This window comes from Streptomyces sp. NPDC093801 (genome assembly GCF_040701585.1).
GTDB lineage: Bacteria > Actinomycetota > Actinomycetes > Streptomycetales > Streptomycetaceae > Streptomyces.
Genome location: NZ_JBFBDP010000025.1, coordinates 1 through 15,687 on the forward strand (window position 1 = coordinate 1; position 15,687 = coordinate 15,687).

Below are 15,687 nucleotides of genomic sequence, written 5' to 3' on the forward strand. Positions count from 1 at the left end.
CGACACCTCGAAGCGTGGAGAACGGCCGCCTCCGCCGTCCCGGGAAGAACCGCAGATCAGCAGGTTGAGTGACGTGCGAGGTTAAACGCCAAGCTCAGCCCGCGTTCTGCCCGTTCTGCTGCTGCGCCTGGGCGAGGATCCTGCCGAGCTCCTCGTCGAGGGTCTCCTCGAAGTCGCCGAGGCTGCGCTCCTGACCGAGCGGAACGAGCCGGTCGGTCCGGTCGAGGAACGCGACGAGCGGGGCCGCGCCGGCACGGAACAGGGCCCGGTCGCCGCCGACCTGGAGGCGGATGTGGACGTCGGAGAGCGCTCCCGGTTCGGTGGGAGCGATGTGCACGTCACCGTCGCCGCAGGGCCTGTTGATGCCGTCGAGGAGGAGCTCCCGGCCGAACGCCCAGGTCACCGGGGCGTCTCCGGGAAGGTGGAAGGTCAGGCGTACGGCGTAGGGGTCACGGGCGTCGTACCGGAGTTCCACCGGGATCCGGAACGCGAGCTCCTCGGAAACGAGGAAGCTCATCATGACCTCTGCCTGTACCGACTCGCGCATTGCCTACCCCGCTGTAGTGGAAGTGGCCAGGAATGAACCCCCAGGGCCCTCTTGACAAGGGTGGTGGAAGCGCCAGCAGATCACAAGGAGTGAGTTTTCAGATACTGATAGAGAACGAGAGGGTGCTCAACAGCGCGCCTACTTCACTCCGTAGCCGATCGACTACACACAGCAAGTGGGATTCCTGGTGCACGGGGAGAGAAATGGCCATGGTCGCGGCGGCGTCGCCGGCCGTGATCGGGATGGCCGCACACACGGTGCCCAGGGCGTACTCCTGATGCTCGGTCACCGGCTGCATCCGCCCCAATGAACCGATCCGCTCCTCCAGGGTGCGCATGTCCCGCACGGTGTACGGCGTGATGCCCTCGACCGGATGACGGTCGTAGTAGTCCCTGCGCGCCTTCTCGTCCAACTGGCCCAGCAGGCACTGCCCGATGGCGTGCGCGTGCGCGGTGGCGCGGAAATCGGCCCATTCCTCGCAGGCGGGGTTGGCCGGGGTGTCCGAGACACCCATGACCTCGATCTCACCCTCGCGGTAGACCGCGAAGTAGACGGGGGCCCCGACGGCGTCGCGGAAGTGCGCGAGCGAGTCGAGGATCATGCTGCGACGTTTCTGCTGAAGCCCTCCGTCTGCGAGCCGGCCGGCCGCGTCGCCGAGGACGAACACCCCGCCCTCCCGGCGCAGATAGCCCTCGTGCGTCAGGGTGCGCAGCAGGTGGTACGCGGTGGGGAGCGGGAGCCCGGCCTCGCGCGCCAGCTGTTTCGCCGGGGCTCCCCCGCAATGGGAGCTTGCCGCTTCCAGCAGCCGGAGCGCCCTCTGCACCGAGCCGATCAGCGTCGGCACAGCGGCATTGCGATCCGGAGACACAGCTCACCCCCAGGCGTGGCGGCGGGCCCGGGGGGCCCGCCGGCGCCCAGGGAACGGCACGGATTGCCAGCCTATCCACCGATTGCCACAGGATGAGGGGTTTGCCGGGTCATGTTCGCCCGCCTGGCGCAATGCCCGCACCCCTCGGGCACGGCGGCCTACCAGCCGTCGGAGGAGCTCTTCGCCCCGCTGCCCGTGAACTTCTTGACGACGAAGACCAGGCCGCCGACCAGGGCCGCGAACAGCAGCACCTTGAAGGCGAAGCCGATCAGCGTGCCGATGATCGAGGTGATGATCCCGCCGAAGACGAAGAGCGCCAGCAGGGGAACGGCGACCCACTTGACCCACCACGGCGTGCCCGCGAACATCGCTCGGATCCCGTCCATGTCCCTACCTCTTCCTCGTCCTCGCCGGTGTCCCTGGCGTCGTCTTCCTTGGTCTCGAGCTTAGGAGCCGCGAGCACGGGCCGGGGGCCAGCGAGCCCCCGGAACCCCCTGACCCGCCCCCTAGGGGGATCAGGGGGACGACCCTCAGTCCGGCGGGCCTCAGGCCTCCGGCGGCGAGAAGACGACCATCACCTTCAGCGGCTCGGTGATGTGGTGGAACTTGTGCGGCACCCCCGCCGGGACGTAGACCACGCTGCCGTTCGCCACCGTCGTCGTCTCCTCCCCGACCGTGATCGAGGCGCGGCCGCTCACCACGAAGTACACCTCGTCCTGGCGGTGCGGCTGTTGCGGGTCGCTCTGCCCCGCGTCCAGCGAGTAGAGCCCGACCGACATGTTCCGCTCACGCAGGAACTGCAGGTAGGCGCCGTCGTTGGCGGCTCGTTCGGCTTCGAGCTCGTCAAGCCGGAAGGCCTTCATGTTCGCTGTGCCCCTTGCCCTTGCCCAGTGCTTCCCGGATCCGCACATCTGCCGATGTCCGGCCCGCATGTTCTCTGCCACGATCAGACACATGACGAATTTCGTAGTCAAGACACTCGCCAACGCGGGGGCCCTGGCCGTCGCGGTCTGGCTGCTCTCCGGCATCACGCTCGACGACGGCAGCTCCCTGGGCCGCCGGACGGTGACCCTGATCCTGGTCGCGCTCGTCTTCGGCCTGGTCAACCTGATCGTCAAGCCCGTGGTGAAGCTGCTCTCGATCCCGCTCTTCATCCTCACCCTGGGCCTGTTCACCTTCGTCGTGAACGCCCTGATGCTGTTGCTGACCTCCTGGCTGGCCGACAAGCTCGACCTCAGCTTCCACGTCGACGGCTTCTGGACCGCGCTCCTCGGCGGTCTCATCATCTCCGTCGTCTCCTGGGCCCTGAACCTGGCCCTGCCCGACAACGACTGAGCGGGCCCGCCCATGTACCGCGTGTGCTTCGTATGCACCGGCAACATATGCCGGTCCCCCATGGCCGAGTCCGTCTTCCGCTCGCACGTGGCCGCGGCCGGACTCGACGGCCTGGTAGAGGTGGACAGCGCCGGCACCGGAGGCTGGCACGAGGGGGACGGCGCCGACCCCCGCACCGTGGCCGTGCTGGAGGCCGCCGGGTACGGACAGGACCACCGCGCCCGGCGGTTCCGGACCTCCTGGTTCGACCGCCTCGACCTCGTCATCGCACTCGACTCCGGCCACCTGTACGACCTCCGCGCCCTCGCCCCCACCCCGGAGGCGGCCGCCAAGGTCCGGCTCCTGCGCTCGTACGACCCCGCGGCGACGGACGCCCACGGCTCCGGCGGCCTGGACGTACCCGACCCGTACTACGGCCCCTTCGACGGGTTCGAGGAGTGCCTCGCCCTGGTCGAGGCCGCGAGCCCCGGACTGCTGGACGCCGTGCGCGCCGCCATGAAGGAGCACACCGCATGACCGAACATCCCGCGGCCGGGCACTCCACCGGCGGGACGGCCCCGCCGGTCGCGTACGGCGACGGGACCCGGGCCGTACGCGCCGGGCTGCCCGAGCCCGTCAAGAACGAACCGCCGCTGCCCGGCCCCGTCTTCGCCGCCCACTTCCACCTCCCCGGCGAAGTGGCGGGCCCGTACACCTACGGCCGCGACACCAACCCCACCTGGACGCTGCTGGAACGGGCGATCGGCGAACTGGAGGCGCCCGGCCGCCGGGACGTGGACACGATCGTCTTCGCCTCCGGCATGGCCGCGGTCTCCGCCGTCCTCCTCTCGCAGGCCCGCGCCGGGGACACCGTCGTCCTGCCCGACGACGGCTACCAGGCGCTGCCCCTGGTCAGGGAGCAGCTGGAGGCGTACGGGGTGCGGGTACGGACCGCGCCGACCGGCGGGGACGCCCAGCTCTCGGCCCTCGACGGGGCCCGGCTGCTGTGGATCGAGACCCCCTCCAACCCGGGGCTCGACGTGTGCGACGTACGCCGGCTCACCGCGGCCGCGCACGCGGCGGGCGCCCTGGTGGCCGTCGACAACACCCTCGCCACCCCGCTCGGCCAGCGGCCGCTGCAGCTGGGCGCGGACTTCTCCGTGGCCAGCGGCACCAAGGGACTCACCGGCCACGGCGACCTGCTGCTCGGCTACGTCGTCTGCCGCGACCCGGAGCTCGCCGCCGGCGTCCGGCGCTGGCGCAAGATCGTCGGCGCCGTCCCCGGACCCATGGAGGCCTGGCTCGCCCACCGTTCCCTGGCCACCATCCAGCTGCGGGCCGAACGGCAGTGGGCCAACGCGCTGGCGGTCGCCGAGGCGCTGGCCGACCGCACCGAGGTGGGCGCACTGCGCTACCCGGGGCTGCCCTCGGACCCCTCCCACAAGACGGCGGCCCTGCAGATGAGCGGCTTCGGGTCGGTGGTCTCCTTCACCCTGCCCGACCAGGCGCACGCGGAACGCTTCATGTCCGCCCTGCACCTGGTCGAGGACGCGACGAGCTTCGGCGGGGTGCGCTCCACCGCGGAGCGTCGCGGACGGTGGGGCGGTGACGCCGTGCCGGAGGGGTTCATCCGCTTCTCCGCCGGCGCCGAGGACCCCCGGGACCTGGTCGCGGACGTGCTCAGGGCCCTGGACGAGGCGGCTTCCGGGGCCTGAGCCCGTGGGAAGGCGGTCCGAGCCTCCCCCCTGGTGGCTCGGACCGCATCGGGTTCCCTGCCCACAAGAACCACGTCGACAAGGCTAGTTGACTCAGCGTCAGAGTCCAATCACGGTAACGACAGGAACCTATCGGCATATTTATAGTTGAAGGCCCCCACTGAGAGGGGCCGCCATGGACCTGGCCCTGCTGCGTACGTTCGTCGCCGTGCACCGGGCCGGCTCGTTCACCCGGGCCGCGACGCTCCTCGGGCTGTCCCAGCCCGCGGTCACCTCCCAGATCCGCACCCTGGAGCGCCAGCTCGGCCGTCCCCTGTTCCACCGCCGGGCCCGCGGTGTCACCCCCACCGCCGTCGGTGACGAGCTGGCCCACAAGGCGGCCCCGCACCTGGACGCCCTGCTGCGGATCGCCGAGACCGAGCGGCAGGCCGCCGGGGCCCTGCGCACCCTGCACCTGGCCGGGCCGCCCGAGTTCCTGAGCCTGCGGGTGCTGCCCGCACTCGCGCCTCTCGTCGGCCACGGCCAGACCCTGCGCACGGTCTTCGCGGCCGACACGGAGGAGAACCTCGCCGGGCTCGCCGCCGGACAGCACGACCTGGTCGTCACGACCGCGCGGCCGCGGGGCGGCCCCTTCACCGCGGGCCCCCTCTGCGACGAGGAACAGGTGCTGGTCGCCGCGCCGTACTGGGCCGCCCTCGCCGGCCCCGGCGAGCTGCTCGCCAAGGGCCCCGAGGCCCTCGACGGGATCCCGGTCGTGGAGGTCCACGAGAGCCTGCCCCTGGTCACCCGCTACTGGGCCGCCGTGTTCGACGCCGTGCCCGGCTCCGCGTCCGACACGGCCGCCACCGTCGTGGCACCCGACCTGCGGGCCGTGCTGGAGTGCGTCCGGGCCGGCGCCGGGCTCGCCGTCCTGCCCCGCTACCTGTGCCAGGACGCCCTCGACCGCGGCCAGGTCGTCGCCCTGCTGGAGCCCGACCTGCCCCCGCTGCGCACCTGGTTCCTCGTCGTACGGACCGGCAGCCTGGCGCTCGCCCACCTGGCCCGTGCCCACGACCGCCTGCTGCACGCCGCCGCGCACTGGTGAGCGGCTCGGGTTTCGGACGATGGCGCGTTTCAGATGCGCGGACGTGGGCCACTCTTCTCCCATGACCGAACGCCCCGTGGTCAAACGCACCGCCCGCGCGATCCTGCTCGACGGTGACGACCTGATCCTCATCAAGCGCACCAAGCCCGGTGTCGACCCGTACTGGCTCACCCCGGGCGGCGGTGTGGAACCCTCCGACGCCACCGTCGTGGACGCCCTCCACAGAGAACTCGACGAGGAACTCGGCGCCAAGATCACCGATGTGGTGCCCTGTTTCGTCGACACCGTCGAACACATCGCCTCGGGGGGAGTGACCGGGGTGAAGGTGCAGCACTTCTTCGTCTGCCACCTCGCGTCCATGGACCCCGAACGCCGACACGGCCCCGAAGTCGACGACCCCCAGGGCGAGTACGAGATCGTCCGTGTGCCCTTCAGCCGCGTCGGCATCGCCGCGGTCCACCTCGTCCCGCTGTCGCTGCGGCACTACCTCGACGGCAACATCGAGGGGGTGCGCGCCATGCACGCCCCCGACCTGGGCTGAGTACGCCGGGGAGCGGGCGGGCCCGTGCCGGTCCTCAGCCGGCCACGCCCGCCAGCTCCTCCAGCGCGTCGTAGCGGATGCGTTCCCCGGGGATCCCGATCCGCTTGAGCGCGTCCACTCCGCTGCGGATCATCGCGGGCGGCCCGGAGATGAAGGCGTCGTACGAGCTCCAGGGGCCGTGCTCGCCGACCGCGTGCGGCAGCTGGCCCGCCATCCCCTCCCCGATCACCGGGCGCACCGACAGCCACGGATGGGAGCGCTGGAGCCCCAGCAGGGTGTCTTTGTCGTAGAGGTCGCCGTCGCTGCGCGCTCCGAAGAAGACCTCCACCGGACGGCGTTCGCCGTGCTCGGCCACGTCCTCGATCAGCGCCTTGATGGGGGCGATGCCGGTCCCCCCGCCCAGGCACAGCATTCCGTTGTCGGTGCTGTGGTCCACCACCATCGACCCGGCCGGCGGGCCCAGTCGCAGGACGTCGCCCGGGCGGGCGCGCCGCACCAGGGCGTTGGAGACCCAGCCGGCCGGCACGGCCTTGACGTGGAAGGAGAGCAGTCCGTCGGCGCGCGGTGCCGAGGCGAAGGAGTAGTGCCGCCAGACCCGCGGCCACCACGGGGTCTCCAGGCTCGTGTACTGGCCCGCCAGGAACGGGTACGGCTGGTCGGGGCGGACGGTCAGTACGGCGATGTCCGAGGTGCGCAGGTCGTGGGAGACCACTTCGGCGTGCCACCACGCCGGCGCCCGCGCCTCGTCCTCCGCCGCGGCGTCGATCATGGTCTGTGAGATCGCGGTGTACGCGCGCACCCAGGCGGCCTCGGCCTCCGGGCCCCAGGTGAGCTCCGCGTACCGGGCCAGCGCCCCGAGCAGCGCCTCCCCGACCGCCGGATAGTGCGCGGCCATGGTGCCGTACTTGCGGTGCCCGGTGCCGAGCCGGCGCAGGTAGGGAGTGAGCACGGCCGGGTCGTCGATGTGCTCCGCGGCGGTCAGCAGCGCCTTCAGCAGCCGGTCGCGCTGGGTGTCCATGGCGGCGGGGAACATCTCCCGCACCTCCGGGTGCCCCGTGAAGACCAGGGCGTAGAAGTACGAGGTGACCCTGTCGGCGACGGGTGCGATCTCCGCGAGGGTCCGGCGGATGAGGACGGCGTCCGGGGAGGGTTCGGTCAGACCGCCCCCGGACGGTATCCAGCCCGCGGGTCTCGCCGATCTGGTGGGCGGAAGGTCCATGCGGTGCCTCGCTTCGAGCATCTCGGTCGGGTCTCACACGCCACGGCCTCGAATCCGTGGTTCCGGGCTTCACAGCGTGCCAGCCGACCGGGGGCCCTGCGGGGGAATGGGGAAAACCGGCGCCCCGAACCCACGATCCCCTTAAGATGCTTCGACTCCCGGGCGCGTCTACCCCAGGAGCTGGTATGCCTCCCGCAGGTCACGGCCCTCGTAGACATGGGTGGCCCGCTCCGCCAGGTACGGCCGCGCGTTCACCGCCACCGACCGAGGAAGCGCCTCGAAGAGGAACGCGTCGGTCATCGAGTCCCCGTACGCGACACAGTCGGCCCGGGTCACCCCGAACCGCTCGCACAGCCCGTCCGCGACCCTCAGCTTGCCCTCGGGCGTGAGGATCCCCGCCCTGTCGACGGGGCGGGTGAAGGGGACCTCGGGGAAGACCGAGCCGTGCGCGGCATGTGCGCCCCACTCGAGCAGCAGCTCGACGAAGAACGAAGGGGACAGGGAGATCACCGCGCAGTAGTCCCCGCGCTCCCGGACCTCCTGCCAGACGTCCCGGATACCGGCCAGCCACGGGGCCCCGTCGAAGGCCGCCCGGACGTGCGCGGGCGTCAGGTCGGCCCACAGTTCGCGCGCCGCCTGCGAGAAGTCCTGCGGGCCGATCTCCCGGGCACCGAAGGCCCGCTCCAGCTTCGCGATCTCGGTCTCCAGACCGAGCTGCCGGGAGATCTCGACCGGGGCGGCCGAGCCGAACATCAGGGTCCCGTCGAGGTCGAACAAGTGCAGCAGCGTCATAGCCGTCGAGGCTAGCCCCTGCGTGCGACGGCACACACCCTGATTGAAAGGGCCTTCGCCGCCGTGACCGGAGAGGAGGAACGCCGGCTGTTTCACGTGAAACATGGCGACGTTTCACGTGAAACATCGACCGCCCGGATCCTGGAATTCCCTGGACGCCCCCGACCCGATGATCCACTCTGGGCCGGTGACACCACCACTGCTCACCGATCTGCCGATCCGCGCACTGACCCCGGACGACCTCCGTCACTGCGCCGACCTGTCCCAGGACCGCGGCTGGCCGCGCGAGGACCACAAGTGGGGGCTGCTCCTCACCGCCGGAACCGGGTACGGCGTCGACGCGCCGGACGGGCAGGGCCTCGCCGCCGCCTGTGTCGTCACCTCCTACGGGGACACCCGCGACAAGCCGGACCTCGCCGCCATCGGGATGGTCCTCGTCGCCGACCGCTTCGCCCGCCAGGGCCTGGGCCGCCGGCTCATGCAATACGTCTGCGACGAGGTGCTCGCCGGCGTACCGCTCACCCTGCACGCCACCCCGTACGGCCGCCCGCTCTACGAGGAGCTCGGCTTCGACACCACGGGCCGGGCGGAGATGCTCCGCGGCGCCTTCGTCGCCGGTCCCCGGCGGGCCGCTTCCGGCACCGCGGTCCGGCCGGCCACCGCCGAGGACCTCCCGGCGATCGTCCGACTGGACACGGAGGTGTTCGGCACCGACCGGACCCACATGATCACCCGCCTGCCGGCCTTCACCGACCGGCTGCTCGTCGCCGAGGACGCCTCCGGCGCACTCATCGGCTACGCCGCGCTCTGGCCCAACATGGAGACCCATGTCGTCGGCCCGCTGATCGCCCGGGACACCGCCACCGCACAGGCACTGGTGACGGCCCTGGCCGCGAGCACCGAGCGCCCGCTGCGCACCGATGTCGACGTGCGGCACGAGGAGCTCGTCTCCTGGCTCAAGGAGCGCGGTCTGCAGTCCCTGGCCTTCAACGCCGTCATGACCCGGGGCCCCGGCCTGCCCGGCGACTGGACCCGACGCTGGGCCCCGCTCACGGTCGCCGCCGGCTGAAGAGAGGACGTCCGACCATGACCGAAACCCCCGACCTGGTCATCCGGCCCGCCACCGAGGCCGATCTGCCCGCCATCGTGGCCATGCTCGCCGACGACCCCCTGGGCGCCACCCGCGAGTCCCCGGAGGACCTGGCCCCGTACGTCGCGGCCCTCGGGCGGCTGACCGAGGACCCCCATCAGCACGTCGTGGTCGCCGTCCGCGGCGAACGCGTCGTGGGCACCCTCCAGCTGACGATCGTGCCCGGCCTGTCCCGCAGGGGCTCCACGCGCTCGATCATCGAAGGGGTCCGGATCCACGCCTCCGAGCGCGGCAGCGGCCTGGGCACCCGCTTCATCGAATGGGCCGTCGACCGGTCCCGCGAGGAGGGCTGCCAGCTGGTGCAGCTCACCTCGGACGTGTCCCGCACCGACGCCCACCGCTTCTACGAGCGGCTCGGCTTCACCCCCTCCCACGTGGGGTTCAAACTCCAGCTCTGAGCGGGCTCCCGGCGGGCCGGGCCGCTGTCGGCGGCCCGGCCTACGATCGGGAAGATGAGCACCGGGCTGCCCCTCGTCACCACCGCCGACCGCCGCCACCGGCTCGGCCGCCGCCACCGCCTGGCTCCCTCGGCCCGCGCTGCCGGCACCAGCGGGGCCGCGGACGCGGTCGTCGCCCTGCACGCCACGGACGCGGCGACCGTCTACCTCTCCGCCCGCGCCCGCCTGGCCGAGGGCCATGGCCCCACGGCGGTCGAACGCGCCCTGTACGAGGACGTGAGCGTCGTCCGCATGCTCAGCATGCGCAACACGCTCTTCGCCGTGTCCGCCGAACTCGCGCCCCACGTGGACGCCTCCACCGCCCGCGCGATCGCGGTGAAGGAGCGCCGGACCTTCCTCAAGCACCTCGCGGAGGACGGCCAGGGGCTCGACGCGGACTGGCTGGCACGGGCCGAGGCCGCCGCGCTCGACACCCTCGACGCCCTCGGACCCTCGACCGGGGCCCAGCTGTCCGCGGCGGTGCCCGCCCTACGACAGAAGATCACCATCGGCCGGGGCAAGAAGTACGAGGCCGAGACGGGCGTGGCCACCCGCGTCATCCGCCTGCTGGCCGCGGACGGCCGGATCCGCCGGGACCGGCCGCGCGGCTCGTGGACCTCCAGCCAGTTCCGGTGGGCGCACACGCAGCCGTGGCCCGCCGTACCCGCCGCCGAGGCCCGCGCCGAGATCGCCCGCCGTTGGCTCCGCGCCTACGGTCCCGCCACCGAGGCCGACCTCAAGTGGTGGACCGGCTGGACCCTGACCGACGTGCGCAAGGCCCTGGCCGCCGTGGGCCCCGAACAGGTCCGCCTGGACGACGGCGGCACGGCGCTCGTCTGCCCCGGGGACACCGCGCCCGAACCGGCCCCCGAACCCTGGGCCGCACTGCTGCCGGCGCTCGACCCCAGCGGTATGGGCTGGGCCGACCGGAGCTTCCACCTCGACCCCGCCCACCGGGCCGCCCTCTTCGACTACGCGGGCAACATCGGCCCGACCGTCTGGTGGAACGGCGAGATCGTCGGTGGCTGGGCCCAGCGCCCGGACGGGGAGATCGTCTGGCGGCTGCTGGGCAGCCCCGGTCGCGAGGCCGAGGGGGCGATCGGGGCCGAGGCCGCACGGCTGGCCGCCTGGGTGGGCGACGCCCGGGTCACCCCCCGCTTCCGCACCCCGCTGGAACGCGAACTGGTCTCCTGACCGGGCCCCCGTCGTCCGACCGGGGCGGGGAGCCTCAGCCGATGCCGCGCCAGCCCTGCGGGTCCACCCCGCCGGGCACCGGCGCCTGGGGGTCGTAGGGCTCGCGCGTGAAGACGAACGACGCCAGATCGAGGTGGCTGACGGAGCCGTCCTCCCGCCGCACGGCCCGCAGGGTCTCGCCCGCGTAGTAGCCCGTCAGCCCCGTCCACGTCCCGTCGGACTCGGCACGGAACCGGGCCGACCTGCCCAGCACGCCCACCGGGCCCAGTTCCAGCGATCCGTCCGCCTTCAGCCGCAGCGCATGGGGCGCGGTACCCCAGTACCAGACGCCGCAGAGCTCCAGCGGAACCCGGTCGGCCTCCGCGAACGGCCGCCACGGCTCGGGGAACCGGGGCTCCGCGTCCGCCACGATGCCGATCAGGTCGGCGGCCACCGTCGAGGCCGCCAGACCTGACGTGCAGTTCGACAGGACCACGGCCGCCACGTCGTCGGCCTCGCTCAGCCAGAGTCCGGCGACGAAACCGGGGAGCGAACCGCTGTGCCCGACGAGCCGCCGCCCGCGCTGCTCCGTCAGCTGGAGCCCCAATCCGTACCCGAGATCGGCGAACCCGGGTTCCGGGGGCGCCACCGACCTGCGCATCTCCCGTACGCTCTCGGCACTCAGCACCCGCTCGTCGCCCCGCGCCAGCAGGACGGCGAACCGCGCCAGATCGCGGGTCGTGGACCACAGCTGACCGGCGGAGGCCATCAGCCCCAGGTCCTCGGCCGGCTCGGGCACCATCACGTCCGCCCAGGGGTGCACCGCCCAGCCCCCCGCGTGCGGGGCCTGCGGCTGCGCACTCGTCCGGTGCAGCCCCAACGGCTCCAGCACCTCGGTCCGCAGCACCTCCTCCCACGGCTTCCCGCGCAGCGCCTCGACGAGCGAACCCAGCAGGGTGTAACCGGGGTTGGAGTAGTGGTGCCTGGTTCCCGGCACGTGCTTGAACGGCTCGTCGCCCAGCACGTCGGCGAGCCCGGGCCGCTGCGCACCCGGAGTGCGCTCCCACCACTCGCCGGGCGTCTCCGCCGCCAGTCCCGCGCTGTGGGCCAGCAGTTGACCGATGGTCACCTCGTCGGCGCCGGTCCCGGGAAGGTGCCGGCCCAGCGGGTCCGAGAGCGCCAGCAGCCCCTCGTCCCGCAGCCGCAGCACGAGGACCGCCGTGAACGTCTTGGTGATCGACCCGACCCGGTACTGCACGTCCCCGTCGGGACCGTGGCCCTCGACGGAGGTCCGCGCGCCCTCCCAGACCACCTCTCCGCCGCGTACGACGGCCGCCACCACGGACGGGGCCCTGCCCTCGCTCTGCGCGACGGCGATCCGGTGGCTCAGCGCACGCCGGGTGGAGGGCAGGAGTTCCAGGTCTTCAGAGAGCTCATCCATGATCGGATGCTACGTGTTGGCCATGTCCACGAACCGCGAATAGTGGCCCTGGAAGGCCACGGTGATGGTGGCCGTCGGACCGTTTCGGTGCTTGGCGACGATCAGGTCCGCCTCGCCCGCGCGGGGGGACTCCTTCTCGTACGCGTCCTCGCGGTGCAGCAGGATCACCATGTCGGCGTCCTGCTCGATGGAACCGGACTCACGCAGGTCGGAGACCATGGGCTTCTTGTCGGTGCGCTGCTCGGGACCACGGTTCAGCTGGGAGAGCGCGATCACCGGCACCTCGAGCTCCTTGGCCAGCAGCTTGAGGTTTCGGGACATGTCCGAGACCTCCTGCTGGCGGCTCTCGGGACGGCGCGAGCCGCCCGACTGCATCAGCTGGAGGTAGTCGATGACCACGAGCGAGAGGTCGTTGCGCTGCTTGAGCCGGCGGCACTTGGCCCGGATCTCCATCATCGACAGGTTGGGGGAGTCGTCGATGTACAGCGGGGCGGCCGAGACGTCGGGCATGCGGCGGGCGAGCCGGGTCCAGTCGTCGTCGGTCATGGTTCCGGAGCGCATGTGGTGCAGCGCGACCCGGGCCTCCGCCGAGAGCAGGCGCATCGCGATCTCGTTGCGGCCCATTTCGAGGGAGAAGATGACGCTCGGCAGGTTGCTCTTGATGGAGCAGGCGCGGGCGAAGTCCAGGGCGAGCGTCGACTTGCCCATGGCGGGTCGGGCGGCGATGACGATCATCTGGCCCGGGTGCAGGCCGTTGGTCAGGGAGTCCAGGTCGGTGAACCCGGTCGGGACGCCCGACATCTGGCCGGAGCGCGATCCGATGGCCTCGATCTCGTCGAGCGCGCCCTCCATGATGTCGCCGAGGGGCAGGTAGTCCTCGGAGGTCCGCTGTTCGGTGACGGCGTAGATCTCGGCCTGGGCGCTGTTGACGATCTCGTCGACGTCGCCGTCCGCCGCGTACCCCATCTGCGTGATCTTCGTACCGGCGGCGACGAGGCGGCGCAGGACGGCCCTCTCGTGGACGATCTCCGCGTAGTACTCGGCGTTCGCCGCGGTCGGGACGGACTGCACGAGGGTGTGCAGGTAGGAGGCGCCGCCGACCTTGCTGATCTCGCCGCGCCGGGTGAGCTCCGCGCCGACGGTGATGGGGTCGGCCGGCTCGCCCTTCGCGTACAGGTCGAGGATGGCCTGGTAGATCGTCTCGTGCGAGGGGCGGTAGAAGTCGTGGCCCTTGAGGACCTCGACCACGTCGGCGATCGCGTCCTTGGACAGCAGCATGCCGCCGAGCACGGACTGCTCGGCGTCGAGGTCCTGGGGAGGGACGCGCTCGAAGCCGCCGCCACCGCCGTCCCAGGAACCGCCCTCGCGGCCCCGGTCGCGCTCCTCGTCCCCGCCGCGGCCGCGGCCCTCGCCGCTCCGGCGCGAACGGGCGGGCAGACGGTCACTGGGACCGCTGTCGGCCCAGGGGTCGTCCATGGGCTCGGGCATGCTCACCGGGCCGCCTCCTCCCGTCCGCAACGCGGACCTCGCCGTGTCACTCTTTCTACGACACGGCTCTGACATTTGGGACACCCGGATCGGCTCTCGGCGCGTCGGGCAACGCCCAACGGTAGGGCCGCGAGCGACGTCAGCCAATCTTGTTATCCACAGGCTGTGTGGATGACATGTGGACGACGGACCCAATGCTGTGGGTAAGTCCCCCGAAGCTGTGCACAGACCGGGGGACGACGCTGTGGACAAAATCACCCGACACACCTCCACACCATCGCTGACCTGCATTTTCCTTCTCCACCGCCGACTGCGGAGAAAATTCTTGGCCACTGTCCCAAGATCGCCTCGGATGGTGTGCCGAGAACGCCCAAGTCAGCGCCCGAGTAAGAGTCTCTAGGCGATTGCATCTATTACCTGTGGAAGATTAGATTGAGCACATGACACAGGCCCCCCTGGCTGAGAAGGCCGCCCCGAGGCGGCACGACCGCGAGATACTCGCCCTCGCCCTCCCCGCCTTCGGCGCCCTCGTCGCCGAGCCGCTCTTCGTGATGGCCGACAGCGCCATCGTGGGCCACCTCGGCACCCCCCAGCTGGCCGGCCTCGGCGTCGCCGCCGCCCTGCTCACGACCGCCGTGAGCGTCTTCGTCTTCCTCGCCTACGCGACCACCGCGGCCGTGGCCCGCCGGGTGGGGGCCGGCGACCTCCGTGCAGCCATCCGGCAGGGCATGGACGGCATCTGGCTCGCCCTGCTGCTCGGTGCGGCGGTCGTCTTCCTCGTCCTGGCCACGGCGCCGTCGCTGATCTCCCTCTTCGGCGCCTCGGACACCGTCGCCCCGTACGCGGTCACGTACCTGCGCATCTCCGCGCTCGGCATCCCGGCCATGCTCATGGTGCTCGCGGCCACCGGGGTCATCCGCGGCCTCCAGGACACCCGGACGCCGCTCTACGTGGCCATCGGGGGCTTCGCCCTCAACGGCGCCCTGAACGTGGCCCTGGTCTACGGCGCCGGGCTCGGCATCGCGGGGTCCGCCTGGGGCACGGTCATCGCCCAGTGCGCCATGGCCGCCGCCTACCTCTGGGTGGTGATCCGGGGCGCCCGCCGGCACGGTGCCTCGCTGCGGCCCGACCGGGCCGGCATACGCGCCAGCGCCCAGGCGGGCGTACCGCTGCTGGTGCGCACGCTGTCCCTGCGCGCCATCCTGATGATCGCGACCGCGGTGGCGGCCCGGCTCGGGGACGCCGACATCGCCGCCCACCAGATCGCGCTCTCCCTGTGGAGCCTGCTCGCCTTCGCCCTCGACGCGATCGCCATCGCGGGGCAGGCCATCATCGGCCGCTACCTGGGCGCCGGCGACACCGAGGGCGCCCGGGACGTCTGCCGCCGCATGGTGCGGTGGGGCATCGGCTCGGGCCTCGTCCTGGGCCTGCTGGTCGTCCTGGCCCGCCCCCTGCTCATCCCGCTGTTCACCACCGACCCGGTGGTCGAGGAGGCCCTGCTCCCGGCGCTCCTGGTCGTGGCCCTGGCCCAGCCGGTCTGCGGGGTCGTGTTCGTCCTCGACGGGGTGCTGATGGGCGCCGGTGACGGCCCCTACCTCGCCCGGGCCATGCTGCTGACCCTCGCGGTGTTCGCCCCGGCCGCGCTGCTCGTCCCCGCCCTCGGCGGCGGCCTGACGGCGCTCTGGTGGGCCATGACGCTGATGATGCTGGTCCGGATGGCCACCCTCCAGTGGCGGGCCCGCTCGGGACGGTGGCTGGTGGCGGGCGCCACACGGTAACCCGGGCCGAGCCTGGGCGGGGCGGGGCATGCCGTGCCGTGCCGTGCCGTGCCGTGCCGTGCCGGAGCACTCCCGCTCGTGTTTCACGTGAAACATGCCCGGAAACGACGAAGGGCCGCACCCCTGAGGGTGCGGCCCTT

Annotated in this window: 17 protein-coding genes; 9 read left to right on the top strand and 8 right to left on the bottom strand. The window is 72.0% G+C overall.

Going from position 1 to position 15,687, the window contains the following annotated elements; all coding sequences use genetic code 11:
• Positions 1-94 precede the first annotated feature (94 nt).
• The 4 genes from AB0469_RS27175 to AB0469_RS27190 all read right to left on the bottom strand — a co-directional run bounded on the left by AB0469_RS27175 (position 95) and on the right by AB0469_RS27190 (position 2,278).
• Positions 95-547, bottom strand: coding sequence for an SsgA family sporulation/cell division regulator (locus AB0469_RS27175; protein WP_366454079.1), 453 nt, complete (start codon positions 545-547; stop codon positions 95-97).
• Between the two features lie 97 nt (positions 548-644).
• A complete protein-coding gene (locus AB0469_RS27180) occupies positions 645-1,391 on the bottom strand; it encodes a helix-turn-helix domain-containing protein (RefSeq protein WP_366454080.1) in 747 nt (248 codons plus the stop codon).
• A gap of 182 nt (positions 1,392-1,573) precedes the next feature.
• A complete protein-coding gene (locus tag AB0469_RS27185) occupies positions 1,574-1,801 on the bottom strand; it encodes a DUF5326 family protein (protein ID WP_366454081.1) in 228 nt (75 codons plus the stop codon).
• A 159-nt stretch (positions 1,802-1,960) separates the two neighbouring features.
• A complete protein-coding gene (locus AB0469_RS27190; RefSeq protein WP_042810190.1) occupies positions 1,961-2,278 on the bottom strand; it encodes a cupin domain-containing protein in 318 nt (105 codons plus the stop codon).
• Positions 2,279-2,369: 91 nt separating this feature from the next.
• Here AB0469_RS27190 and AB0469_RS27195 point away from each other — a divergent pair, with 91 nt between their 5' ends.
• The 5 genes from AB0469_RS27195 (at position 2,370) to AB0469_RS27215 (ending at position 6,069) form a co-directional block, all read left to right on the top strand.
• Entirely contained in the window at positions 2,370-2,750 is a 381-nt protein-coding gene (locus AB0469_RS27195; RefSeq protein ID WP_366454082.1) for a phage holin family protein, read from the top strand.
• 12 nt (positions 2,751-2,762) lie between these two features.
• The gene (locus tag AB0469_RS27200; RefSeq protein WP_366454083.1) at positions 2,763-3,266 is read left to right on the top strand and encodes a low molecular weight protein-tyrosine-phosphatase; all 504 of its coding nucleotides are present in this window, start codon (positions 2,763-2,765) and stop codon (positions 3,264-3,266) included.
• The gene (locus AB0469_RS27205; RefSeq protein WP_366454084.1) at positions 3,263-4,444 is read left to right on the top strand and encodes a cystathionine gamma-lyase; all 1,182 of its coding nucleotides are present in this window, start codon (positions 3,263-3,265) and stop codon (positions 4,442-4,444) included. The genes AB0469_RS27200 and AB0469_RS27205 overlap by 4 nt, the downstream gene beginning before the upstream one ends.
• 175 nt (positions 4,445-4,619) lie before the next feature.
• Positions 4,620-5,528, top strand: coding sequence for a LysR family transcriptional regulator (locus AB0469_RS27210; protein ID WP_366454085.1), 909 nt, complete (start codon positions 4,620-4,622; stop codon positions 5,526-5,528).
• 61 nt (positions 5,529-5,589) lie between these two features.
• Positions 5,590-6,069, top strand: a complete 480-nt coding sequence (locus tag AB0469_RS27215; protein WP_366454086.1) for an NUDIX hydrolase — start codon at positions 5,590-5,592, stop codon at positions 6,067-6,069.
• A 34-nt stretch (positions 6,070-6,103) separates the two neighbouring features.
• On the opposite strand, the gene AB0469_RS27220 is transcribed toward AB0469_RS27215, so the two are convergent.
• Entirely contained in the window at positions 6,104-7,288 is a 1,185-nt protein-coding gene (locus tag AB0469_RS27220; RefSeq protein WP_366454087.1) for a globin domain-containing protein, read from the bottom strand.
• Between the two features lie 168 nt (positions 7,289-7,456).
• On the bottom strand, positions 7,457-8,080 hold the full coding sequence (locus AB0469_RS27225; RefSeq protein ID WP_366454088.1) for a haloacid dehalogenase-like hydrolase: 624 nt from the start codon (positions 8,078-8,080) through the stop codon (positions 7,457-7,459).
• Between the two features lie 187 nt (positions 8,081-8,267).
• On the opposite strand from AB0469_RS27225, the gene AB0469_RS27230 reads away from it, so the two are divergent.
• Genes AB0469_RS27230 through AB0469_RS27240 form a run of 3 tightly spaced genes read left to right on the top strand, consistent with a single transcriptional unit; the run spans position 8,268 to position 10,861 of the window.
• Positions 8,268-9,149 (top strand): GNAT family N-acetyltransferase, encoded by an 882-nt coding sequence (locus AB0469_RS27230; RefSeq protein ID WP_366454089.1) that lies wholly within the window; start codon positions 8,268-8,270, stop codon positions 9,147-9,149.
• A 17-nt stretch (positions 9,150-9,166) separates the two neighbouring features.
• On the top strand, positions 9,167-9,628 hold the full coding sequence (locus AB0469_RS27235; protein WP_366454090.1) for a GNAT family N-acetyltransferase: 462 nt from the start codon (positions 9,167-9,169) through the stop codon (positions 9,626-9,628).
• 54 nt (positions 9,629-9,682) lie between these two features.
• Positions 9,683-10,861, top strand: coding sequence for a winged helix DNA-binding domain-containing protein (locus AB0469_RS27240; RefSeq protein ID WP_366454091.1), 1,179 nt, complete (start codon positions 9,683-9,685; stop codon positions 10,859-10,861).
• A gap of 34 nt (positions 10,862-10,895) precedes the next feature.
• On the opposite strand, the gene AB0469_RS27245 is transcribed toward AB0469_RS27240, so the two are convergent.
• On the bottom strand, positions 10,896-12,281 hold the full coding sequence (locus tag AB0469_RS27245; RefSeq protein ID WP_366454092.1) for a serine hydrolase domain-containing protein: 1,386 nt from the start codon (positions 12,279-12,281) through the stop codon (positions 10,896-10,898).
• A 9-nt stretch (positions 12,282-12,290) separates the two neighbouring features.
• On the bottom strand, positions 12,291-13,757 hold the full coding sequence (gene dnaB / locus AB0469_RS27250) for a replicative DNA helicase (RefSeq protein ID WP_042810219.1): 1,467 nt from the start codon (positions 13,755-13,757) through the stop codon (positions 12,291-12,293).
• Between the two features lie 452 nt (positions 13,758-14,209).
• Here dnaB and AB0469_RS27255 point away from each other — a divergent pair, with 452 nt between their 5' ends.
• On the top strand, positions 14,210-15,547 hold the full coding sequence (locus AB0469_RS27255; RefSeq protein ID WP_366454093.1) for an MATE family efflux transporter: 1,338 nt from the start codon (positions 14,210-14,212) through the stop codon (positions 15,545-15,547).
• The last annotated feature ends 140 nt before the right edge of the window (positions 15,548-15,687 follow it).